This is a genomic window from Kribbella sp. NPDC043289 (assembly GCF_056436705.1).
On sequence record NZ_JBWKCB010000006.1, the window covers coordinates 74,616 to 96,961 of the forward strand.

A 22,346-nucleotide genomic window follows, 5' to 3' on the forward strand; every position below is an offset into this window, starting at 1 on the left:
CCTGCGACGCGTCGGCGGGCGGCCGACGCGTCACTTCAGCGCGCTAGTCGCGGCGCGGGCGCTGGAGGGTGAAGGTCTCGAACTCGCGCAGGTCGCCGCCGGGGCCGAGGACGTCGTAGTACTTGACCTCGATCGTGGTCTGGCCGCCCGGGTGGCCGGGGTCGACGGTGAAGGCCGCGAACCCGTACGGGTGAGCGGCGTTGCGCGCGGCTGACCAGGGCGCGGGCTCCGTCACGTACACCGGCGGGCGCTTACCCGTCTTCGGGTCCGGGGCGCCGACCGACGTGATCACGCGGCAGGCCGGCGGGTTGAAGAGCACGCCGTTCGAGCCGACCGACGTACCGCCGCCGCCGATGACCATGTGGACGGTGCCCTTGGAGGTGTCCACGACGTCGGTGCGGGTGGTGGTGGGGATCGGGGTCAGCGTCGGGTTCGGCTGCTGACCGCGGATCGGGTGCGAGCGCTCGTAGTGGTGCTCGTGACCGCAGACGACCAGGTCGACGCCGTACTTGTCGAACAGCGGAACCCATTCCTGCCGGATTCCGAGGTCGGCGCCGTTCGCCTGGTCCGCGCTGCTCACCACGACCTGGTGCATGCAGACCACGATCCAGTCGATGTCCCGGTCCGCCCGCGTCGCCTTGAGTTCCTTCTCCAGCCAGGCCTTCTGCGCACCGGCGGAATATCCACGGACATAGCTGTTTCCGCCGTCCTGGTAGCAGACGTCGTCGTTCGCGAGGCTGATGACGCGCACCGAGCCGACCGTGAACGAGTACCAGAGACCACGCGTCACGTCCGTCTGACCGCTCTGCCGCGGCAAGGCGAAGTACGTCTGGTACGCCTCGTACCCGATCGGACCGTTTCCGAGTTCGTTCTCGTGGTTTCCGGCCGACGGCATCCACGGGCGGTTCCGTGCACTGCGGGAATTGTTTTCCCAGAAGTCGTTCCAGGTCCGGACGCGGTCCTCGGACAGGTTGGCGTAGCAGAGGTCCCCGTTGAACAGGTGAAACAGCGGACGGACCCGCTCCACCCCGGCGGTGACGTCACCCGCGGCCGGCGAACCGAGATTGTCGTTCACGTACGGCGGGTTCGGGATCGTCACGCCCGCCGGCGGAACGTAGCGTTTTCCGAGCGTCGGCGTCCCTTGGTCACCGAAGCTCGTGAAGGTGAACTTCGACCGCCCCTTCGGCGCGGTGCGGAACGTTCCGAATTCCGCCTCGGCCCCGTCGTGCACGGCGGCGTACACGTACTCGTCGGCCGGGCGCAGCCGGATGATCCGGGCGTGCTGGACGTACACGATCTGCCCGGACTTGGCGTCGGTGTAGTTCGTGCTGACCGCGGTCACGGTGCGCTCGAAGTCACCGTCCGGACCACCGAGCAGAACGCGCGGGCGACGGACCGGCTGGCGGGTGTGCCAGGAAACCGTTACCTCGGTCGCGGCGTCGACGCCGAACTGCAGGTGCAGCCCGCCGACCCGCGGCGTGGTCACCGGGTCGGCCGCAGGCGCCGTTTGCGGAACCGAACCGGCCGAGGCGGCCTGAGCGGGGGCCGCGGTCGTCAGCAGTGAACCACCGGTGACGACCGTGGCAGACGCGAGAAATCCACGCCGTGAGAAGTGCGACTCGAACAGCTCTTCGTCATCGATCACAGGTCCACGCTGGGCGCCGGAGGTGAATCCGAGCCGTCACCCAGGCGAGAACGTCGCCAACTCGCTACCGCCTGCCGCCGAACTCCCACGGGTGTACTTCGGCCTCGTCCGCCTCGATCAACCGCGCGGCGGCCGCCGCGTCCGGGGCTTCCACCAAGGCGGCCCTGCCCACGTGGCGATCGCCGTCGAGCAGGTCGCCGTACAGGATCAGTTGGTCCGAGGTGAGCGGCTTCGGGGCGTCCTTGGTGAGGACGAGGAAACGGCCGTAGCCCTCGACCGCGGTCGCGAACTCCCACATCGTGCGGCCGGTGTGGTCGGCGAAGCGGTAGACGTCGACCGTGTCGAACGCGCCGCCGAGGTAGTACGGCTCGTCGTAAACGAAGGTCTTCAGCGCCTCGCTGTCCGGGAGGTCGACGACGTGCAGGCTGCCCGTCGACTCCTCCCGGTCCTCAGTGAGGGTCGGGCCGCGGGCGATCAGCTCCGCGGCGTACCCGTCCATGAAGGCCCAGTGCTCCTCGGTCAACCGGGCCTTCACCTCGCCGGAACCGGAGCGGTCCCGGCCGTAGACGAAGTACCGCGTCACGCGCCGGCGGCCAGGTGCAGTCGGAGGATCGTGTCGTAGTCGACGACCTCGACGCCGTCCGTGGGCGGGACCGGCTCCTGGCTCGCGACGATCACGAGCTGCCGCGGGTCGGCCACGTCGACGTCGTACTTCGACTTCACCTGGGAACGGTGCTCCGGGTTCGCGAGGTACTCCGCGGCGCGCGCGAGCTCGGCCGCGCTGTCCTGGACCGGCGTACGGAAAACGCGGCGGCGCTTCTTTCCGTTGACCGTGTCGACGACCGGGAGCTCGAGCCGGCCGACGATGTGGCTGCCGTCCGGGCGCTCGAGGATGAAGTCAGGGTGTACGTCGTCGAGCGCCGGCTGCCGGACCAGCTTCGTGGCGCCGAGCGCGGACAACAGGATGCTCTCGTGCTGATCGAGGAAATCGTCGACAGTCGAGTCCTGCAGACCGTGCGCGAGGTACGTGCTCTCGAACGCGTCGGCCTTCAGCGTGTCCGCGTCGACCGGCAGGCTGATCGTGCCGGCCGGGTCGAGGTGCGGTTGGGAGCTGGTGTAGCTGCGCAGGAAATCGAGGTACTTGTCGGCCGGCTCCGAGCGGTGGATGGCCAGCGCGAAGAACACCCAGTGCGCCCGCAGCGAGTCACCGGCGGTGTGCACGAGCAGCGCCCGATCGAAGGTCGTGTAGTTTCCGGGCGCGAACCGCAGCAGCTCGTCCGCCGGGCCGACTACCTCGTTTCCGAGCATGTTCGCGGCGGTCGGAAACTGCTCGTCCAGCGCGTTCCGTCCGGCCTGGGTCGCGATCGTCGCGTCCTTGAACCAGTTCTCGCCCTCGAGATTCGCGACCACGGTGCCGCCGTCGCCCAGCCCGAAGTACTCCTCGACGCTTCCCAGCTTCTGCCGGCGTACTTCGAGGCTCCGGTACTCGCGGCTCAGCCCGACGAGCTCGAGGATGTTCCAGTCCGGCGTCTCGGTCAGCACCATCATCCGCGGGAACAGCATCGGCCCCGGCAGCTCGGTCCGGTGGCTCACCGGCAGATGCCCGGCCACACCCTTCAGGTGCTCGCCCCAGAACTGCCCGTTGACCTTCACGAACTCGGTGGGTTTCATCCTCCGGCCTTTCCTCAACACTCCGACGTAGCATCGCAACCCGCGACGGTCCCGCCCTTATTCCCCCGGGGTCAACCGTACGATGACCCGCACCATGACCACGCGACTCACCCTCGCCACCCTCAACACCCGCGGCCTCCCACTGCCCGGAACGCGGATCGCCGAGCGCCACACCGCGATCGCCACCGAGCTCGCCGACTCGACCATCGACGTGGCGTGCCTCCAGGAAGTCCTCACCTATCGCCAACTCGCGCGCCTGAGGAAAACGTTCCCGTACGCCGCCTACCGCCCGTCACTCATCGGCCCGGCAGGCGGCCTGGTCACGCTGTCCCGACTGCCGTTCACACGCGTCACCTACGCCCGCCTCCCGCAACCTTCTCGCCACGCGGGCATCCCCTGGCGTGCGCGTCTCAATGCGCTGCAGAGCGGCGTACTGGCAACCGAGTTGGCCGGCGGACTCCGCATCCTCAACGTCCACCCCGTCGCCAACACGGACGGCGACTGGTCGGCGGAAAACCGTTTCTTCGAGGTGCAGCGTGCGCAACTCGGGATGCTCGCGCGGTCGGCGACTCCGCCCGCGGTGGCCTGCGGCGATTTCAATATCTCCCGGGAGAGCCCGCTCTACGCCGAGTTCGGCCTGCGCGACGCCTTCGACGGCGACTGCCCGCCCACCTTCCACGCGGACTACCTCCCGCCGGGTAGCACGCCCCAGTGCATCGACTTCATCTTCGTCACGCCGACCATCAAGGTCGAACACACCGCCCTCGTCTTCACCGACAAGCACCGCCTACCCAGCGGTCCCGGACACGTCTCGGACCACATCGGCCTACTGGCCCAACTCCAGTCACCCGATCAGATCGGCTAGCGCCCCAGCCCGCGGCCATCCTGGGCACCGGTCCGATTCATCTGCCCCATCACTCGCTGCGCCGCGGGCGAAAGTCGCTGGCTCAACCTTCCTGCGGTCTTCGGAGGCAGAACGTCCAGAGCCCCTTCCCAGCCGGCCTTCGCCGCGATGAACGCCGGCGACTGCCGCTTGCGCGCCAGCATGAACCTGCCGAAGACCTCGCAGTCTCGCTCGGTCTGCCAACTGAGCGCCCTGCCACTCCCGATCGCCTCGGCCAGCCGGATCATCTTCGGCACATCCTTCTGCCGAACGACGCCACCGATTGTCCCGAACGTATGGAGCAAGGTCCGCGGATCGATGGTTTCAATCGGCCGATCGAGCAGGTTCGCCGTGCGTGACCGGAAGAGTCTGCTCGGGACTGGGAACATCATCTGACGGTGCGTCAGGTAGGACTTTCTCGGTCCGGGCGAAAGTCGACATAAACGTCCGCCGCGACAGTATCGACCTTGAACGGCGGTACGCCGTTCCTCGCCGTTGCAGCGTACGACTTGACGTCGGTGAGTCGATGACGCGGCACCAGTAGGTCCACATCCGGAATGCGCTGCGTCGGGTTGGCCGCGCCGCCGCGGTCGAAGTCCAGGGAGCGGCCCTCGTCGATGTGCGCGGCGACGGCGAGGCCACCGATGATGCGGTATTCAATACCTTCTGAACCCAGCCAGGTGCCCAACCGTGTCAGTGCGTCGAGAAACTCCTGCCGACGGAGTTCGACCGGGGTCACCTGTCGTCCTCGTTCAGAACCTCCCACCAGTGCTGTGGCGCATGGCCGAAGTCATCTGGTGGCGGACTGACCGGCAATGTCGTCGGTGGGACGTGCTGCCCATCAGCACACTGGGCGAAGGGACCGTCAGCACCGAACAGCACAGCAAGGTTGGGATCGAGGTGATCATGAATCCAGCCGGCTATGCCGTACACCGGATCCAGCGAGGCGGCCTCCCACGTGCGCCACAGCGCGCTCAGCCGGAGTACCGCCTCGGGGTGATCCCACCACATGGCACACCATCGCGCCTGCTCCGGACCCCGACCGAATGTGAGCACGAAGAACTCGTGCACCCAGGCCTCCAGGTCAGGGAAACTCGGCCGAACCCCAGTCGGGGCCGGACGTGCCGAAGTCTGACGCAGTCCGTCCATCGCGTGCTGAATCGCCGCGAGGTCGGACAGCGTCAGGTCCGACCGCCCTGATGGCCTGTCACCGTTGTCCGCCATCTACATCACATCCGTTCATCTGATCGTCGCCACGTGACAGTTCACACCACAAAACCGCCCTCGCTCGGGTTATCCACAGGGCTCCTTCGGCGCCTCCGGTCCCACTGTTCACACCAGTGGCCAGTTAAGTTAGGTTTGCCTAACTCAACGAGGGGACTGGTAGTGACAGCCGAGTGGTTGTGGCACCGGTCGGCGCGTTTCATTCCCGGATGGGTGATGGTGAGTGCCGAGTCGGGACGCTTGCTGGACGACCCCGAGCAACTGGCTGTCGATCTCGGCGACCTGCGGCACGACGGCAATGGCGTGTACACGATCACGACCGGCAGGGCTGAGACGTTTCGGTTGATCAAGCGGGTCGGTCCGCTCGCGCCGGGTGTGACCCTCGAGTACTCCGTGGACGACGAGAACGGCGTACCGACCGTCGACCTGAAACTCTCGGAACGTCTTCCGGAAAACGATGTCGCCCCAGCCCTCGCCCGCGCCCTGGCCGAAGCCTCAGCGGTCCTGCACAACGAGAGCGCAGACGGCGAGCGGGTGTTCGGGCCCGGCGGTACGCCTGACGTCGACGCCGTACAGCGGGCGGTTGATGCCGGGTATCGGGCTGAGCTTCGGCAGCGAGGAGCCCTGGCGGCGGAACGAACGCGGCGCGGGGCCGCGGAGCGTCAGAAGATCCGGGCGCTTGCGCTCACCACGGGGGTGGCCGACGGGCAGCCGAATGCTGAGTTGCTTCGGGCGCTGCTGCCCGAGACTGAGCGGGCCATTCTCGACCGCGCCGCGGATCCAGCCCGGCGGCCGCTTGAGGATCGGGTGGACCAGCGGGGGTACTTCGCGAAGGCGGTCGGGGGCTCGGGTGTTTCCGCCGTGGTGATCGGTACCGCGGCGGCGGCGTTCACCGGCGACCCGCTCGTGGGTCTCGGGATCGCGATTCCGACGATCGTGAACGCGACCGTCGGTTCGTTCGCCGAGCGGCGTCTGGACCAGCAGAAAATGACCGGACGGAAACCGGCGTACGCGGCGGAACGGAAACAACGCGAGTACGAGCATCCCGGACTGCTCGGTCTGATCGACGGTGCGGAAACTTTCCGGCCGCCGGAGCAGAAGATGCCGCGGGCAACGGCGTGGCGGAACTACCTCCGCCGGCACACGATGCCGACGCTCGCCACGGCCGCGGTCGCGGGCGCGCTCACGCCCTTCGGTGTACCGGCGCTGTCGACCGCCATGGTCATCGCGTCGTCCGCCCTCGCCAAGTCCCTCGCGGAACGCCTCGTCGACACGAAGAAACTCGATTTCCGCCTCCGCCGCATCGACGCCACGGAACGCCTCCGCCTCTCCGACCCCACCCTCTACGCCAACCAACTGACCACCGAAATCGCCGACCTCCAAACCCGCTTCCCCCGCGCCCTCACGGCCCTTGCCACACCAGACACTCCAACCCACGCCGCTCCCCAGAACGTCCCGACATCCGCAGCACCCCACGCACCGCCAGCCCAGCAACCGGGTGAGCCGGCAAGCCCGACAGTCGGTGACGCGACAGGCGCGGCGGTCGCTGGCGCGGAAGGCGGGACGGTCGGTGACGCGGCAGGCGCGGCAGGCACGGCAGTCTGTGGGACGTCAGGAGTTGTGCAGGTTCCGGGGTCTCCGCCGTTTACGGTCAGTCTGGCTGCTCAGTTGATCGAGAACGTGTCAGGTACTGCGCGACGGGCGTTGCTCGGAGGGCGGCGTACGAGCGGCGCGGAGCCGGCCGCGCTCGCCCGACACGTCAGCCCGGAACTGCAAAGCATGCTAGCCGCGGCCGGCCCGGGGCTGCTCGGCGCGCTGACCGGTGCGATGGGCGACAAGTACTTCCTCAACCGCGACGAACCTGCGCGCGACGCCTCGAAGCAGTGGTCACGCACCCACCAGGAGGCCGCTCAGGCAGCAGCCCTCGCTGGAACAGTGGAGCCGCGACTGCGCGCGTTCCGCGAGCTCGCCGACCAATTGGAGCAGCTGGCCGGTCTGCCGTCGGACCTGTCGACCAAGGCTGCAGCGCACGGCCTCCCAACAGTCACCACCCCACCGACCGGTCCCCGTCCGCCGGCGCGTGCACCGCTGTCGGCGTACGCCGTCCAGGCGGCCGCGGGTTCGCTCGGTGGGGTGACCGGTGCGGTCGGTCTCGACCTCGTCTTCGACCTGCCGGGCCTCGCGGTGGTCCTGACCGGCGCCGGCGCGGTGGGTTCGATGACCGCGACGCCAGCCGCCCGCTATCGGTTCCGCCGCCGCGAGCTAGGTGTCCACGAAGGCCTGGAATCCAACAAGGCAGTCCGCGCCGTCAACCAGACCGAACTCCTCGAACACCGGGCAATCACCCGCTACCTCATGACCCAACTGACCATGCAGGCCGAAACAGTCGCCACGCAGCCCAGAACCATCGACTCCCCAACCACAGACCACATCCGAGCCGCCGTACGCCGAGCCGAACTCGACAACGTCCCATCAGGCCAGCCGGAATCCCCCGCCGACCGAGCCGCCCGATCGCAACGAGTCCAAGCCCTCGAACAAATCGACAACCGCGCGTCCGACCTCGACTACCCCGACGCACCGCCAGACGCCCGCGACCAGCTGCGAATCGCCATCGAACGCTACGAATCCATTGCCAACAGCAACGGCCGCCGGCACCTCTTCCCGGATCCCACCACAGTCGACCCGGCCGACGGCGGGCGCGTCACCGGCGGCCTCACCGACCAGGCTCGAGCCGCCGCAACCCAAGCGGTACGCCGCCTCGCCGCAGAACCACCCGGCAAACCCCTCCTGGCCGAACGCCTCATCACTCTGGAACGCCTCGCCCACACCGCGGACGCCGTGGACCATCACGCACTCCACGGAACAGTCGACTCCCGCGCCTACGTGCAGACCGAGTTCGACCAGACCCTCGAGAAGGCACACCGACTCTGGCGCGAATCCGACGTACCAGAAGGTCTCGTCCTCCCGGCCCTGACCATCGCCGCATCACAAGAGCAGTCCCACGATGCCGACCTCGAAAGACTGCGCCGCCTGATCGACACCCCAATCACCGCCGTCCGGACGCCCGAGACATCACCACACACAGAAAGCGGCAGCCCTCGCCGAGTAGGGAACGCTCCCCGAGAGCGATAACCCCGCCGAGTTGAGCGAGCGCGGCTGGGGGCGGGTTCCAGGCCTTGATCGGCTGGCCGGCCAGGGTCAGACTGCCGAGATGCCTCAAGATCCCGTTGACGTCGCATGCCGGTGGGTTGACGCGTTGGAGCAGGCCGACGTTCCGGCAGCCAACGCGGTCAGCGACTTCGGCGGATGGGATCCGGGTCCGTGGATCGACGCGACGTGGCGCCCAAGGGTGGAGGAGTTTGCGGGTTCGGATCGGACGGTGAGCAGTGCGCGGCAGGTCAACGAACGTCTGGTCCGCGTTGTCCTCGACGGCGACCGTGGGCAGGCATTTGTCAGCGTGGTGCTCGACGAGGCCACCAAGGTGGTCGGTACGTCGGTCGACCCCGACGAACAGGACGGACGGTTCTGGGTCGTCGTCGGCTGTCCCGAGGAGCGGGAGGACGAGCTTCGCCGGTTCTACGCGATGCTCACCGACGGACGCGTCGGGCCTGGCGAGGGCGCGATGCGTCCGCCGCGCTGGCGCGATCCTGCGCGGCCGACGCAGATCCATCTCGACGTACAGGTCGCGGACCTGGATGCCGCCGGGCGGGCGGTACTGGAGTACGGGGCGACGAAGCTGGAGGAGTTCCCCGGCTGGCGCGTGTACGCCGACCCGGTGGGCCACCCCTTCTGCCTCTACCCCGGCCACACCGAACCCACGGACCGACTCGGCACGCTCATCCGCGTGGTGATCGACTGCGCGGAGCCGGTATCCCTGGCGCGCTTCTGGAGCGGCGTACTGGACATGCCCCGTACCGTTGAGAAGTCACCCGACCGCATCGTGATCGCCCGCGACGACGACCGGCTCCCGATGCTCGCGCTGCAGCGCGTCCCGACGTACCAACCACCGCGGTGGCCCGACCCCGCCTATCCGCCGCAGATGCATTTCGACATCGGCGTCGACAACCGCGCCGAGAAGGAACGCCTCGCCCTCGATCTCGGCGGGACCTTGCTACCACCGCAGGGCGGCAGCTGCCCCGTGTACGCCGACCCAGCCGGCCACCCGTTCTGCCTCTGCTACAAGGGCGAATAGACCAGGAACACCACCTGCTCTCGCTCGGGCGGGCTTCAGACCCGGTCGCGCCGGCCGACTCGGTCGTCCCGAGGAAATTGGATTGCCCGGGGTACGGCGCTCGCGTTGGCTGGCCGCATGGCTGAACTGCGAACCGATCGCCTCCTGCTCCGGCGATGGCAAGATTCCGACCTTGAACCGTGGGCGGCGATGAATGCTGATCCCGAGGTCCGGGAGCACCTGGGCGACCTGCTGACCCGCGAACAGAGCGATGCCTCCGTGGCGCAGTTCCAGGCCGACTTCGACCAGCGAGGCTTCGGATGGTGGGCGGTTGAGGTGCAAGCCACCGGCGAGTTCATCGGCTTCGCGGGCTTGGACCCGGTGGATGACGGCATGCCGTTCACGGGCGTGGAGATCGGTTGGCGGCTCGCACGCTCGGCCTGGGGCCACGGTTACGCCACCGAGGCCGCCTTGGCCGGCCTGGCCTTCGGCTTCGAGACGCTTGAACTCCCCGAGATCCTGGCAGTGACGACTGCCACCAACGTCCGTTCCCAAGCAGTAATGCGCCGGATCGGCATGACCCGAAACCCAGCCGACGACTTCGACGACCCCACCGAACCCGAAGGCCCGCTGCGCCCCAACGTCCTGTACCGAATCGAGCGCGGCACGAGAGCCTGATCGCGCCGTCGACCACCAGATACGAAAATGGCCCGTGAGCTGCGTTTTCGCAGGTCACGGGCCACTTTCTCGCACTCGTGGCGGGTGCAGGGTTCGAACCTGCGTAGGCATAAGCCGACAGATTTACAGTCTGCTCCCTTTGGCCGCTCGGGCAACCCGCCAGGGTGGCTGCCGGTTCGTGAACCGGCGTGGGAGACGATACAACAGGTAGTGGCCCTGACAGCAAATCGGAAAGGAAGTGCCATGGCTTCGGAGTCCTCCTTCGACATCGTGAACAAGGTGGATCACCAGGAGGTGGACAACGCCGTGAACCAGGCGGCGAAGGAGATCAGCCAGCGGTTCGACTTCAAGAACGTCGACGCCGGGATCAAGTGGTCCGGTGAGGCGATCGACATGCAGGCGAACACCGAGGAGCGGGTGAACGCCGTGCTGGACGTGTTCAAGGACAAGCTGGTGAAGCGGCAGATCTCGCTCAAGGGGCTGGAGGCCGACGAGCCGAAGCTGTCCGGGAAGATCTACAAGATCAACGCCACGATCGACGCCGGGATCACGCAGGAGAACGCGAAGAAGATCTCGAAGCTGATCCGTGACGAGGGCCCGAAGGGCGTCAAGGCGCAGATCCAGGGCGACGAGCTGCGGGTGTCCAGCAAGAGCCGTGACGACCTGCAGGCGGTCCAAGCGCTGGTCAAGGGCCAGGACTACGACTTCGCGGTCCAGTTCGTGAACTACCGCTGACCCACAGCACCACAGGCACCCACAGCGCCCACAGCAGGCCCGGTGATCGGCTCGGTAATCGGCTCGCCACCGGGCCGGTTGCCGGGCATGCTGGCGGGCGTGGGTGACACGTTGCTGCGGAAGTGGTTGCTGGCGGACTTCGGGCTCGAGGTGGTGGAGCTCACACCGGTCGCGGACGGGGCGGACGTCGCCGCGCAGGTCTGGAAGATGAGTACGGCGACCAACTCGTACGCCGTGAAGTGGAGCGGCGCCGGGACGAACACGGGTCATCAGGTCGCGGCGTTCCTCGCGGACAGCGGTCTGCCCGGCGTACCGGAGATGATCCGGACCACCGAGGGCGGCCTGTGGACGTTCCACGGGAACAAGAAGCGGCTGACGGTCACGCCGTGGATCGACGGCGTGCGAGCGGCCGACACCGGGCTGACGGACGAGCAGTGGGCGGAGTACGGCGTACTGCTGAGGCGGGTGCATGACTCGGAGCCGCCGATGCGGTTGCGGGACGCGTTGCCCAAGCACAGCCACATCGACGCGCGGACGCCTGCGCTGGCGGAGGAGGTCCGCAGGCGGCTCGAGACTCCCGAAGGGGAGGTCGAGGAGGAGTTGGCCGCGATATGGAAGCAGTACGACGGGGTCATCGCGGATCTGCTCACCAATCGTCCGCCGGCACCGAGTGGACCGCGGGTCGTGTGTCATGGGGATCCGCATATCGGCAACGTCCTGGTCGACGACGCGCTGCACCTGATCGACTGGGACGACGTGATCTACGCGCCGCGCGAGCAGGACCTGATGTTCATGCTCGGCGGCATGGGCGACGTGGGCCCGACGACCGCCGCCCAACGCGCCGCGTTCCTGACCGGATACGGCCCGCACGTGCTCGACGAGGACGCCGTTCACTACTACCGCCACGTCCGAGCCTTCGAAGACGTCATCGGCTGGTCCCACCAAGCCATCACCGGCCCCGACGAGCCCTACTGCCTCGAAGTAACCAAAGGCATCCTCACCACCGGTCTGGCCGCCCTGGCGGTCCGCTAGATGCTCACGGTCGAACAGATCCAGCAGCACTTCATCGAAGGGCTGAGCAACGCGATCCGTCGACCGGGAATGCACGGCGGTGAGCTCGGTCTGGACTACATGCTCGACCGGGTCGTGTACGTGACGGAGACCGGCGACCGTCGTACGTGGCGCGGGGCGCTGGAGGCCGCCGGTGCGTGGTCATCCATCGGCGTCACTGGAATGGTGCAGACGGTGCTGCCGGGAGACCGCACCGGCGCCGTTGCCTCGGTGTACGCCGACTACGCGCACCAGCACGGCTGGCTGTCGCTTGACCGGACGCTCAGCGAGGCCGAGTACGGCGACCTTCGCGGGCAACTGACGGAGTACTGCGCGAGCGATCGCTCGTGGACCGACGTCCTCGCTCAGCTCGGTGAGCCGAGTGTGCAGATCGGAGGTGTCGTCAAGGAGGCGATCGGCTACGGCCGGCCCGGAGAGGCGATCGTCTGGTTCCACGTCGCGAGCGATCAGGCTGTGTTGGCGGCCCGGTGTGGAGTGCCCCTCGTCGAGTCGATGCGGTTCACGCCTGAAGGTGCGCGCCGGAAGCCTGCGGACTAGGCGTGGCGGAGCCAGATGTTGGGTTCTTTGTAGGTGCCTGAGTTGGACTCGCGGTTGATTTCTAGGGTGGTTAGGCCGGCGGGGATGGTGTAGGTGCCGGTGGAGGGGAAGGGCATTTTGGTCCACTGTTCCCAGTCGGTGACGGTGCCGGTCATGGTTTGGGAGGCGGGGGCCGGGGCGAGGAGGGTGGCGCCGAGGCGGACGTGGGTGCGGAGCCAGGGGTCGAGTGGGAGGCCGTCGTCGCGGGTCCAGGTCATGAAGGTTTCGATGGGCGTCAGCGGGTAGCTCGACTTCAGCGTCGGGCGGACGGGGGCGATGACGTGCGCCAGACCGCCGGCGATGGCGCGGTCGCGGACGGCGGTGATGACGCGGCCGGCGTGGCCCTGCCCCTGCTCGTCGGAGCGGACGGCGGCCGCCATTAGCACGAAGGTGTTCGGTACGACGCCTGCCTCGTACGACGTCACCGCCCGCGCCAGCGAGTCGGTGAACCCACCGGGCAGGTCCGCCACCGTCCCGTCCCACGGGAGCGGCACGCCCCAGCACCCGGCGATCAGCCGCTCGTCCGACGACACCAGGTAGAACTCCCACTCGGGGAAGTACTCCAGCCGCCGGTCCCGCCAGCGCCCCACCTCGACGTCGTGGAAGATGAACTCCGGCCACTCCTCGCTGAAGCGCTGCTCAGCCTCTTCGTCGTACTGCGGACCGTCGGCGACCGGGATCAGTTCGTACACGTCCCGCACGCTAACCTCCCGTCCCGCTCCCGGCCATGGCATTACGCACCGAGCGCGGCGACGCCCCCAACTCCCGCCGGCACGTCTTGTTGAACGCCTGCAGATCGGGGACGCCCACCGAGGCCGCGATCGCCGGGATCGACAGCGTCGACGACACGAGCAGGTGCCGGGCGCGTGCCATCCGGCGGGTCCGGACGTAGGCGATCACGGTCTGCCCGGTCTCGGCCTGGAACAGGCGGGTCAGGTGGTTGTGCGAAACGCCGGCCAGCCGAGCCAGGTCGGGTACGGCGAGCGGCTGCGCGAGGTTGGCCTCGATGTGCGCGATCGCGGTGGACACGGCCGGGTGACCGGCCTCCGTGGTGGCCGGGGTCAGTTCGGCGATCCGCCAGAGCGCGGTCCAGACCTCCGCGGTGGTGCGGGCCGAACCGGACGGGGAGGACTCGATCGCGGAGCGCAGCAGTCGCGACAGCAGCGGCGCGGCATCGCCTGCGTCCTGGACCACCGGAACGTACGACGGCTCGCCGATCTCGACCGGCCGGAAATGCGCGTACAGATGTTCCGAACGGCCGCGGTAGTCGAACTGCACCTGCGTTCCGGCCGGCGTCAGTGAGACGTACCCGGGCGCGACGGAATACGTCGTACCGAACAGGGTCAGCTCGGCGGAGTAGTTGTACAGGTGCAGCTGCCAGAGGTCCGGGAGGCGGAAGAGGTCGCGCAGTTTCCGGACTCCGTGGATGCCCGCGCCGGCGTTCACGACCTCCGGCGGGGTCTGCAGGTGCAGTTCGATCATGGTGAAAAATTACCACTAGTAGTGATCACAGCCCACGCGCTCACACGTTCTTCCCACCTAGCCTGGAGGAGTAGTGACCACTACCGCGAACAGGGAGTCTCCATGCCCCATCCGCATCGCAAGCATCTGCTCACCTCCGTCCAGGTGGCGCATTTCGTCGCGACCGGCGCACTCCGGATGGACGCCGTCGTACCGGACGAGATGAACCAGCAGGCGATCGAGGTCCTGAAGAACGGCATTCCGGGGGTTCCGTACGGCACCCCGTTGTCGGAAGCGTTCGTGGACAGCGACTTCGTCCAGCGGCTGGTGCAACTGCCCGAGGTGGCAGGCGCGATCCACAGTCTGGTCGGTCCCGAGCCGACCGTGGACCACCACGCGGTCCACATCCGCAAGGCGCACGAGGGCGAGGCGCAGAACCTGCACGGTGACGCGATCATCGACGTCCGCACCGACGCCTTCGACGTACAACTCATGTACTACCCGCAGGACGTGACGCTCGAGATGGGCGGCACGCTCAGCGTTCCCGGCAGCCACCTGCGCCGGACCAACGAGTCCGACACCGGTCGCTACCAGAACCTGCTCGGCCAGACCCGGCTGGTCTGCCCGGCCGGCACCGTGCAGTTCCTGCACCACGGCATCTGGCACGGCGGCCGCAAGAACGACAGCGACCTCGACCGCTACATGTTCAAGATCCGGTTCAACCCGACCGTCCGTCAGGTCCGGCTCTGGAACACCGACGACCTGTACGACGACGCGGTCGCGGCCGAGCTCGAGCAGAACTTCCCCTGGTACGAGAACGCCACCGGCCGGCTCGAGCGGTACAACCGCATCCTGATGTGGCGCGCCCTCAGCGGCGACGACACCTACGACCCGAACTACTGGGTCACCCGCGTCTCGAACCGCCCGCAGCGGGTGGTCGCCGACCGCGCCAACAACCCGCACGCCGGCGGCAAGAAGGAGATGGCATGACCTCCACCGCGGAAACCCCAGTCCAGACCGGTCTTCGCCAGAAGGTGCTGGTGCTCTACCTGGCCTCCTCGGCGCTGGACGCGCGGACGGTCGGCTGGTCGGAGTACGACGGGACGGGCGCGACGCACCCCACCACGGGTGACAGCGACGAACCGCCGTACGCGACCGGGCTCGACGCGCTCAAGGACGGCTGGCGGCTGTTCCAGGCGTCGCAGCTGAACCCGCCGTACCCGGGGCACGAGTACGACGTGTCGTTCCTCAAGCACGAGTTCTTCTTCGAGAAGCTCGTCTAGATCGGCAGTACGCAGACCGGCTTCGGCCAGCTGACCGGCTCCCCGTGAGCGGCCAGCTGGCCGTTGTCGTCGATGGCGAAGGTCGCGATCTGGTCCGAGCGCTCGTTCGCGGCGTACAACGTTTTCCCGTCGTTTCCGAAAGCCAGGTGCCGTGGCCAGTCGCCGCCCGACGAGATGGTCTGCACCAGCTCGACGCTCTGTCCGTCGGCGGCGATCGCGAAGACCGCGATCGTGTTGTCGCCGCGGTTCGATCCGTACAGGAACCGGCCGTCGGCGGAGATCAGCAGCTCGGCCGGGAAGTTCTCGCCCGGCGAGTCGGCCGGCCGGGTCGAGGCGGTCTGCACGATCTGCAGCTTCCCGTCGGCGTAATTGCAGACGGTCAGCGTCGAGTCGAGCTCGTTGATCACGTACGCCGCGCCCGCGCTCGGGTGGAACACCAGGTGCCGCGGGCCCGCGCCCGGGTGGATGTGCAGCCGGTCGACCTCTTCGAGCTGACCGTCCGCGGTCAGCGTCGAGGAGTAGACCGTGTCGGACCCGAGGTCGACGTCGAACACGTAGGCACCGGCCGGGTCGAACGCGATCTGGTGCGCGTGCGGACCCTCCTGGCGTTCCTGGTTCGGCCCGGAGCCCTCCCGCTGCAGGTACTGCGTCGCGTCGCCGAGAGCACCGTTGTCGTTGATCGGGTGGATCGCGACCGACCCCGACGAGTAGTTCGCCGACAGCAGGTACCGGCCCGAGGGGTCGATGTCGAGGTGGCACGGGTGCATGCCGTTCGTGGGCTGCTGGTTGAGCAGCTCGAGCCCGTTGTCCGGCTGGACCGCGAACGCCGCGACCTGACCGCCCTCCTCCTCGTTCGTGGCGTAGAGGAACCGCCCGTCCGCGGACCTGACCAGGAACGACGGGTCGACGGTCGTCACCACCGGCTCGATCGCGTCCAGGGGCCCGAACGCGATCCCGTCCCCACCACCGGGCTGACTGGTGTAGCTCCCGACATAGATCCGCTCAGAGGTCATGGCCATACATTGCCAGCTCAGCGGCCGACCGGCACTGCCGTGTCCAGCCGACGACCCGATCTAGCCTGGGCCGCATGGATACGGCTGGGTTGTTGCGGCGGATCGGGGTCGAGCGGTACGACGGGCCGCCGCGGCTGGAGGCTTTGACCGCGTTGCACGAAGCGTTCGTCGATCAGGTGCCGTATGAGACGGTGCAGTACCAGCTCGTTCCGGGTGGACCGTTGGATCCGGCGGACGTGGCGAAGCGGATCGTCGCGCGGGAGGCCGGTGGGTACTGCTTCCAGCTGAACGGGACCTTCGCACGGCTGCTCACCGAGCTCGGGTATGACGTGCGGATGCACCGCGGCGGCGTACAGACCGCGAACCGGCCTGGCGGCGTTGACGGCAGTCATCTGGTGCTCACCGTCAGCGGACTGGCCGAGGATCCGGAGCGGGTCTGGCTCGTCGACGCCGGCCTGGGCGACGGGCTGCGGCAGCCGATGCCGCTCGAGCCCGGCGAGGCAGCGCAGTACCCGTTCACGCTGCGGCTTCGCCGGTCCGAGAAGACCGACGGGTGGCGTCTCGATCACGACCCGCGGGCGAACCTGATCGGGATGGACTTCGAGTCCGCCGCCGTCACGCTGGACGCGTTCGCCGACCAGCACGCCTATCTCTCGGCCGACCCCACGTCCCCGTTCGTCCGGGTCGCGTCGGCGTTCCGGCGTACGCCGGAGTCGGTCGTCGTACTGCGTTCTGTCGGACTGAGCGAGACGTTCGCGGACCGCGTCGACAACACGCTGCTCGAAGATCCCCGGAGCTACTTCACCGCACTGGCCGACGTGTTCCGGCTCCCGCTCCCCCATTACTCCCAGGCCGACCGCGACGCCTTGTGGCGGCGAGTATGGACGCAGTACGAGGACTTCCTGGCTAGGTCGCGAGGGTGAACAGAATGCTGGGGAGGACCGAGACGACAGCGGTGACCGCGGCGCACAAGGAGATCATCGCGACGGCCGGCGTCTCGATGTCGACCGAGAACGGGTCGTCGGCGGGCAGCCGGAAGAGCTCGGCGACCCAGCGGAGGTAGACGGCGAGCCCGATCATCACGTTGATCGCCATCACGATCGCGAGCCAGCCGAGGTGGGCGTCGATGACGGCCTGGAACGCGGCGAACTTGGTGAACAGGCCCGCGAGCCCCGGCGGGAGACCGGCCAGGACGACGAGGAAGAAGATCAGGGCAGCGGCCAGCCCGGGCTCGGAGCGGACCATGCCGCGGTAGTCGCTGAGCAGACCGCCGGGCCGGTGCCGTTGCACGACGGCGACCGCACCGAAGGCTCCCAGCGTGACCACGACGTACGCCGCGAGGTAGCCGACGACTGCCTGCGCGTCACCGACGGCCAGCGGCGCGAGCAGGAAACCGACCTGTCCGATCGAGGACCAGGCGAGCAGGCGGACCGCCTCGACCTGACGCAGCGCGGCCAGGTTGCCGACCGTCATCGTGACGGCGGCGAGGATCGCGACCGCCGTCCGCAGTTCTGACCCGGCCGGCGCGATCCCAGATGTCACAAGCACCAGAAGTCCCGCGACCCCGGCCGACTTCGACACCACCGCGAGGAACGTGGTGACCTCGACCGGCGCCCCGACGTACGTGTCCGGAAGCCAGGCGTGGAAGGGCACCGCGGCGATCTTGAACGCGAACCCGACGATCACGAACAGACCGGCCGCGAACGCGACGCGGCGCAGATCCGGGTCCAGTCCGACCAACCGGTTAGCCACCGTGTTGAGGTACAGCGAACCGGTCACGCCGTACAGGTAGGAGACGCCGAAGAGCATCACCGCGGTCGACAGCACCGAGACCAGGAACGCCTTCATCGCGCCCTCGGAGCCGCGCCGGTCCCGTCGGAGCGCGACCATCGCGAAGCTCGGCAGCGACACCACCTCGAGTGCGATCACCAGCGTCGCGAGATCCCGCGCGCCGGCCAGCACGGTGGCACCGGTCAACGCGCTCAGCAGCAGGAAGTGGTACTCCCCGATCGGTATGTCGGCGGCCAGCAACCGGTACGCCGACAGGCCGACCACTCCGAGCCCACCGACCAGAAGCACCGCCCACAACCCGGCCGTCAACGGCTCGAAGACCAGACTGCACCGCGCCGGCCCTTCGACCGCCGGCTGGCAGAACGCGGGCTTGAAGTCGCCCCGGTGTGCCCACACGAACACCAGCCCGAACAGGATCACCGCGCTGGTCAGCAAGGTGACCACGGTATGCCGGAGCTCGGCCGAGGCACTCTTCCAGAAACTGTCGATCAGCAGTACGGCGACAGCGCCGATCGCCAGCACCACGGGCACCGCGATCGCCTGCCAGTCGGTCCACGTCAGACTCACAACGCCCCCCATTGCTGCAGAAGAAGGCCGGGCCAGACGCCGAGCAGGACGGTCAGTGTGATCAGCGGAGTCCAGGTGATCAGCTCGATACCGCTGAGGTCGACCGCGAAGGCGGTCCGCGGGTACTCCGCCGGGTCACCCTGGCAGAGGTTGCGGATCAGCCGCAGGAAGTACGCCGCGGTCAGGACCGTGCCGACCCCGGCGACCACCATGAACACCAGGAAAGTTGTCCGCGGCAACCACGGCGCCGGGTCGTACGCCCCGAGCAGCACCAGCATCTCGCCCCAGAACCCGGCCAGCCCGGGCAGGCCGAGCGACGCCAGGCAGGCGAACGTCAGCAGGCCTGCGATCCGCGGCAACCGCGCGTACAGGGCCCGCCCGATCGCTCGCAGGTCGCTGGTGTCGTGCCGGTCCTTGATCGCTCCGGCGAGGAAGAACAGCAGGCCGGTGATCACGCCGTGCGCGATGTTCGCGAACAACGCCCCGCGCAGACCGGCCGGTGACATCGTCGCGATGCCGAGCACGATGAAGCCCATGTGCCCGACGCTCGAGTACGCGATCAGCCGCTTCACGTCGGTCTGAGCCAGACAGGCCAGCGACCCGGCGACGACCGCCACGGTCGCGAAGGCCCCCAGGTACGGCGCGATGGTCGCGGTCGCGTCCGGAAGGATCGGCACCAGGATCCGGATCAGACCGTACGTGCCCAGCTTCAGCAGGACGCCGGCGAGCAGCACCGATCCCACCGTCGGCGCCTTCGCGTGCGCGTCCGGCAGCCAGATGTGCAGCGGCCAGAGCGGCACCTTCACCGCCAGCCCGATCGCGATCAGCAGCGCCGCCGCCAACGGGACCCCGTGCCCGCCACGCACCGGCGCGGCGGTCAGCTGGACGATGTCGAACGTCCCGGCGACCCGCTGGACCAGCAGGAACCCGAGCAGCATCAACGCCGACCCGAGCACCGTCATCAGGATGAACGTGGTCGCGGCCCGCTTCCGTCCGGCCGGGTCGTGGTGGTCGCCCCAGATGTCGATCACCAGCCACATCGGGATCAGCACGATCTCGAAGCAGACGAAGAACAGCACCAGGTCGAGCGCCGAGAACGTCCCGATCACACCGGTCTCGATCACCAGCAGCAGCGCGATCAGCGAGCGGGTCCGGCCGATCCTCGGGGTGATCTTCAGCGAGTACAGGCAGCACAGGAAGGTCAGCAGCGCGGTCAGCACGATCAGCGGCGCCGAGATCGAGTCGACGCCGACGTGGAACCGGACGCCGAGCGACGGGATCCACGCGACGTTGATGTCGGTGGTCGGGCCGTTCCGTGGTACGTAGGCGAACCAACCACCACTCGTCCGCGGCCAGAGCAGCACCGACCCGACCAGCACCAGCCCCGAGATCACCGAGCCGTACTTCGCGGCCAGGCGGTCCCCGATCGTCGGCGGAATCGCCCACAACGCCATCGCAGCGAGGAGCGGAAGCGCCAGTACGGCGAGCAGGATCGCGTTCACGAGCCGATCACCCCCGCCAGCACGGCCAGCGCGACGACACCGATCACGGCCGCGGTCAGATAGGTCTGCACGTTGCCGGTCTGCAGCCGCCGGAACCCTTGCGACACCAGAGTCCCCGACCGACCGGCCGCCCGTACATAAGCACCGATGACGTCGCGATCGCCCGCGACCGTCAGTTTCGCCAACCACCGCACCGGCACGACGAACATCGCGTGGTACGCCGGGTCCACGCCGAACTCACGCTCCAGGAGAACCGGCCGCGGATCCGCACCGCGGCGCCACAACGAGTACGCCGGCAGCGCTCCGAGCACCACGAGCGCGGTGGACACCAGCCCGATCACCCAGTTGAGGTGCGCGCCATCGGCGTACCCGAGAGTGATGGCGCCGATGGCGAGCAGGACGAGTGGTGCGAGCATCACCCAGGGCGCGTCGCGCAGCTTCGAGGTGTCGGGATCGTCCAGCTCCCCGGACGCGTCACCTCCCTCGAAGGCCTCGGCGCCGGCGGCCAGCGCGGGCGTCCGGAAGAACACCCACAGCCACAGCCGCATGCAGTAGAACGCGGTGAACGCCGCCGTCACGCAGACCGAGACCAGTACGACCCACCCGACCACCGAACCGTCCCGCGCCTTCTCCCAGGCCGCGTCGATCACGGCGTCCTTGGAGAAGAACCCGGCGAACCCCGGTACGCCGGCCAGCGAGGCGAGCCCGATCGTCATCGTCACGAAAGTGACCCGCAGCGCTTTCCGCAACCGGCCGCGGCGGGTGTACCGACGAAGGACGACGATGGCCGCGCTGCCGACCTGGTGCAGGAGCACGCCGGCGCAGAGGAACAGCAGACCCTTGAACGCGGCGTGCGTGACGAGGTGGAAGAGCGCGGCGTGCCGGCCGTCCGCCGTACCGAGGGACAGCGCGGAGAACATGATCGCGAGCTGGCTGACCGTCGACCAGGCGAGCACCCGCTTCACCTCGACCGCCGCCATCGCACAGAGCGCGGAAAACAGCATCGTCACGCAGGCGACGATCGCGAGCACCGTGAGCGTCGTGTGCGCCGCGGAGAAAACGTTGTACATCCGGGCGATCAGGAAAACGCCGGCCGCGACCATCGTCGCCGCGTGGATCAGCGCACTGACCGGACTCGGACCGGGCATCGCGTCCGGGAGCCAGGTCTGCAGCGGAACCTGCGCGGATTTTCCGACCACGCCGACCAGCAGCAGCAACGTTCCGGTGGTCAGCACCGCGGGCGAGATCTTCGCCGGATCGAGGTCGGAAATCCGGAAAGTGTGCGCGCCGACACCGAGCACGAAGATTCCGAACAGGAAACCGACGTCCGCGAACCGCGTCATCAGGAACGCCTTCACCGCACCGGACCGGGCGTCCCGGCGTTCCCAGTAGTGACCGATCAGCAGGTACGAGCAGGCGCCCATCACCTCCCACCCGATCAGCAGGAGGAACAGGCTGTCCGAGACCACCACGAGAACCATCGCCGCGGTGAACAAGGTGACCAGCGCGTGGTACGACGCCGGGCGCTCCTGCAGGTATCCGAGGGAGTAGACCTGGACGCACGTCGCGATCACCCCGACGACTGTCAGGAGCAGAACCGTCAGGTCGTCGGTGCGCACGGCGAAGCCGATCGTGAGGTCGCCGACCTGCGAGTTCAGGAAGGCTGCCTGGTCCGGGCTGACGCCATGCAGCAGCACCGCGAACAACAGGATCAGCAGTGAGAACCCGACACCGACGACCCGCCAGACGGTCGCGATCATGACGGCTCCTCCTGCTCCACCAGGTCCCGGGCAGCGTCGGCGTCGACGTGGCCGTGACCGCGGAACAGCAGCAGGACGATCGCCAGCCCGAGACCGATCTCGGCCGCGGCCAGCGTGATCACGAAGACCGCGAGCGTCTGACCGGTGCCTTCGTCGACCCGCCACGCGTCGAAGGCGACCAGGTTCAGGTTCACCGCGTTCAGCATCAGCTCGAACGACATCAGCATCGTGATCAGGTTGCGGCGCGCGAGCACGCCGTACACACCGATGCAGAACAGGACGACGGCCAGCAGCAGTGGGAGGATCAGCGGCACG

At 68.2% G+C, this 22,346-nt stretch carries 23 protein-coding genes and 1 tRNA gene; 10 read left to right on the forward strand and 14 right to left on the reverse strand.

Annotated elements, in window-relative coordinates; genetic code table 11:
- Positions 1 to 43: 43 nt before the first annotated feature.
- The 3 genes from AC0662_RS31065 to AC0662_RS31075 form a co-directional block, all read right to left on the reverse strand.
- The gene (locus tag AC0662_RS31065) at positions 44 to 1,645 is read right to left on the reverse strand and encodes a purple acid phosphatase family protein (protein WP_478305101.1); all 1,602 of its coding nucleotides are present in this window, start codon (positions 1,643 to 1,645) and stop codon (positions 44 to 46) included.
- A gap of 64 nt (positions 1,646 to 1,709) precedes the next feature.
- Positions 1,710 to 2,228 (reverse strand): YciI family protein, encoded by a 519-nt coding sequence (locus AC0662_RS31070; protein ID WP_478305103.1) that lies wholly within the window; start codon positions 2,226 to 2,228, stop codon positions 1,710 to 1,712.
- Entirely contained in the window at positions 2,225 to 3,316 is a 1,092-nt protein-coding gene (locus AC0662_RS31075; protein ID WP_478305105.1) for a hypothetical protein, read from the reverse strand. The genes AC0662_RS31070 and AC0662_RS31075 overlap by 4 nt, the downstream gene beginning before the upstream one ends.
- 94 nt (positions 3,317 to 3,410) lie before the next feature.
- On the opposite strand from AC0662_RS31075, the gene AC0662_RS31080 reads away from it, so the two are divergent.
- The gene (locus AC0662_RS31080) at positions 3,411 to 4,181 is read left to right on the forward strand and encodes an endonuclease/exonuclease/phosphatase family protein (protein ID WP_452193663.1); all 771 of its coding nucleotides are present in this window, start codon (positions 3,411 to 3,413) and stop codon (positions 4,179 to 4,181) included.
- On the opposite strand, the gene AC0662_RS31085 is transcribed toward AC0662_RS31080, so the two are convergent.
- Genes AC0662_RS31085 through AC0662_RS31095 form a run of 3 tightly spaced genes read right to left on the reverse strand, consistent with a single transcriptional unit; the run spans position 4,178 to position 5,423 of the window.
- On the reverse strand, positions 4,178 to 4,588 hold the full coding sequence (locus AC0662_RS31085) for a hypothetical protein (protein WP_478305107.1): 411 nt from the start codon (positions 4,586 to 4,588) through the stop codon (positions 4,178 to 4,180). The genes AC0662_RS31080 and AC0662_RS31085 overlap by 4 nt on opposite strands.
- Positions 4,589 to 4,602: 14 nt before the next feature.
- Positions 4,603 to 4,938: a hypothetical protein gene (locus AC0662_RS31090; protein ID WP_478305109.1), complete on the reverse strand. Its 336-nt coding sequence runs from the start codon at positions 4,936 to 4,938 to the stop codon at positions 4,603 to 4,605.
- Positions 4,935 to 5,423: a DUF4913 domain-containing protein gene (locus AC0662_RS31095; protein WP_478305111.1), complete on the reverse strand. Its 489-nt coding sequence runs from the start codon at positions 5,421 to 5,423 to the stop codon at positions 4,935 to 4,937. Before AC0662_RS31095 ends, AC0662_RS31090 begins: the two co-directional genes overlap by 4 nt.
- 216 nt (positions 5,424 to 5,639) lie before the next feature.
- Between AC0662_RS31095 and AC0662_RS31100 the strand changes: the two genes are divergently transcribed.
- From AC0662_RS31100 to AC0662_RS31110, 3 genes are all read left to right on the forward strand, one after another.
- On the forward strand, positions 5,640 to 8,555 hold the full coding sequence (locus AC0662_RS31100) for a hypothetical protein (protein ID WP_478305113.1): 2,916 nt from the start codon (positions 5,640 to 5,642) through the stop codon (positions 8,553 to 8,555).
- Positions 8,556 to 8,802: 247 nt separating this feature from the next.
- Positions 8,803 to 9,615 (forward strand): VOC family protein, encoded by an 813-nt coding sequence (locus AC0662_RS31105; protein ID WP_478305115.1) that lies wholly within the window; start codon positions 8,803 to 8,805, stop codon positions 9,613 to 9,615.
- Between the two features lie 105 nt (positions 9,616 to 9,720).
- A complete protein-coding gene (locus AC0662_RS31110; RefSeq protein ID WP_478305117.1) occupies positions 9,721 to 10,272 on the forward strand; it encodes a GNAT family N-acetyltransferase in 552 nt (183 codons plus the stop codon).
- 78 nt (positions 10,273 to 10,350) lie between these two features.
- On the opposite strand, the gene AC0662_RS31115 is transcribed toward AC0662_RS31110, so the two are convergent.
- Positions 10,351 to 10,433: transfer RNA gene (locus tag AC0662_RS31115), tRNA-Tyr, on the reverse strand.
- Between the two features lie 82 nt (positions 10,434 to 10,515).
- On the opposite strand from AC0662_RS31115, the gene AC0662_RS31120 reads away from it, so the two are divergent.
- The 3 genes from AC0662_RS31120 to AC0662_RS31130 are packed head-to-tail and all read left to right on the forward strand — an operon-like array spanning position 10,516 to position 12,615.
- Positions 10,516 to 11,007: a YajQ family cyclic di-GMP-binding protein gene (locus AC0662_RS31120; protein ID WP_452193654.1), complete on the forward strand. Its 492-nt coding sequence runs from the start codon at positions 10,516 to 10,518 to the stop codon at positions 11,005 to 11,007.
- Positions 11,008 to 11,049: 42 nt separating this feature from the next.
- Entirely contained in the window at positions 11,050 to 12,039 is a 990-nt protein-coding gene (locus AC0662_RS31125) for a phosphotransferase enzyme family protein (RefSeq protein WP_478305119.1), read from the forward strand.
- Complete coding sequence (locus AC0662_RS31130) at positions 12,040 to 12,615, forward strand: hypothetical protein (RefSeq protein WP_452193651.1); 576 nt, start codon at positions 12,040 to 12,042, stop codon at positions 12,613 to 12,615.
- On the opposite strand, the gene AC0662_RS31135 is transcribed toward AC0662_RS31130, so the two are convergent.
- Positions 12,612 to 13,346 (reverse strand): hypothetical protein, encoded by a 735-nt coding sequence (locus tag AC0662_RS31135; protein ID WP_452193649.1) that lies wholly within the window; start codon positions 13,344 to 13,346, stop codon positions 12,612 to 12,614. The genes AC0662_RS31130 and AC0662_RS31135 overlap by 4 nt on opposite strands.
- A gap of 10 nt (positions 13,347 to 13,356) precedes the next feature.
- Positions 13,357 to 14,136: an AraC family transcriptional regulator gene (locus AC0662_RS31140; protein ID WP_452193648.1), complete on the reverse strand. Its 780-nt coding sequence runs from the start codon at positions 14,134 to 14,136 to the stop codon at positions 13,357 to 13,359.
- A gap of 102 nt (positions 14,137 to 14,238) precedes the next feature.
- Here AC0662_RS31140 and AC0662_RS31145 point away from each other — a divergent pair, with 102 nt between their 5' ends.
- Complete coding sequence (locus tag AC0662_RS31145) at positions 14,239 to 15,105, forward strand: phytanoyl-CoA dioxygenase family protein (protein ID WP_478305121.1); 867 nt, start codon at positions 14,239 to 14,241, stop codon at positions 15,103 to 15,105.
- Complete coding sequence (locus tag AC0662_RS31150) at positions 15,102 to 15,398, forward strand: hypothetical protein (protein ID WP_452193644.1); 297 nt, start codon at positions 15,102 to 15,104, stop codon at positions 15,396 to 15,398. The genes AC0662_RS31145 and AC0662_RS31150 overlap by 4 nt, the downstream gene beginning before the upstream one ends.
- Here AC0662_RS31150 and AC0662_RS31155 read toward each other — a convergent pair.
- On the reverse strand, positions 15,395 to 16,411 hold the full coding sequence (locus tag AC0662_RS31155; RefSeq protein ID WP_478305123.1) for a lactonase family protein: 1,017 nt from the start codon (positions 16,409 to 16,411) through the stop codon (positions 15,395 to 15,397). The genes AC0662_RS31150 and AC0662_RS31155 overlap by 4 nt on opposite strands.
- 74 nt (positions 16,412 to 16,485) lie before the next feature.
- Between AC0662_RS31155 and AC0662_RS31160 the strand changes: the two genes are divergently transcribed.
- Positions 16,486 to 17,334, forward strand: coding sequence for an arylamine N-acetyltransferase family protein (locus tag AC0662_RS31160; protein ID WP_478305125.1), 849 nt, complete (start codon positions 16,486 to 16,488; stop codon positions 17,332 to 17,334).
- Here the strand turns inward: AC0662_RS31160 and AC0662_RS31165 are convergent.
- From AC0662_RS31165 to nuoK, 4 genes are read right to left on the reverse strand one after another with little or no spacing between them, the layout of a single operon-like run.
- Entirely contained in the window at positions 17,318 to 18,769 is a 1,452-nt protein-coding gene (locus AC0662_RS31165; RefSeq protein ID WP_478305127.1) for an NADH-quinone oxidoreductase subunit N, read from the reverse strand. The genes AC0662_RS31160 and AC0662_RS31165 overlap by 17 nt on opposite strands.
- The gene (locus AC0662_RS31170; protein WP_452193637.1) at positions 18,766 to 20,271 is read right to left on the reverse strand and encodes a complex I subunit 4 family protein; all 1,506 of its coding nucleotides are present in this window, start codon (positions 20,269 to 20,271) and stop codon (positions 18,766 to 18,768) included. Before AC0662_RS31170 ends, AC0662_RS31165 begins: the two co-directional genes overlap by 4 nt.
- Positions 20,268 to 22,031 carry an NADH-quinone oxidoreductase subunit 5 family protein gene (locus tag AC0662_RS31175; RefSeq protein ID WP_452193635.1) on the reverse strand — a complete coding sequence of 588 codons (1,764 nt, stop codon included), beginning with the start codon at positions 22,029 to 22,031 and terminating at the stop codon, positions 20,268 to 20,270. The genes AC0662_RS31170 and AC0662_RS31175 overlap by 4 nt, the downstream gene beginning before the upstream one ends.
- The gene (nuoK, locus tag AC0662_RS31180) at positions 22,028 to 22,345 is read right to left on the reverse strand and encodes an NADH-quinone oxidoreductase subunit NuoK (protein ID WP_478305130.1); all 318 of its coding nucleotides are present in this window, start codon (positions 22,343 to 22,345) and stop codon (positions 22,028 to 22,030) included. Before nuoK ends, AC0662_RS31175 begins: the two co-directional genes overlap by 4 nt.
- Position 22,346 lies beyond the last annotated feature (1 nt).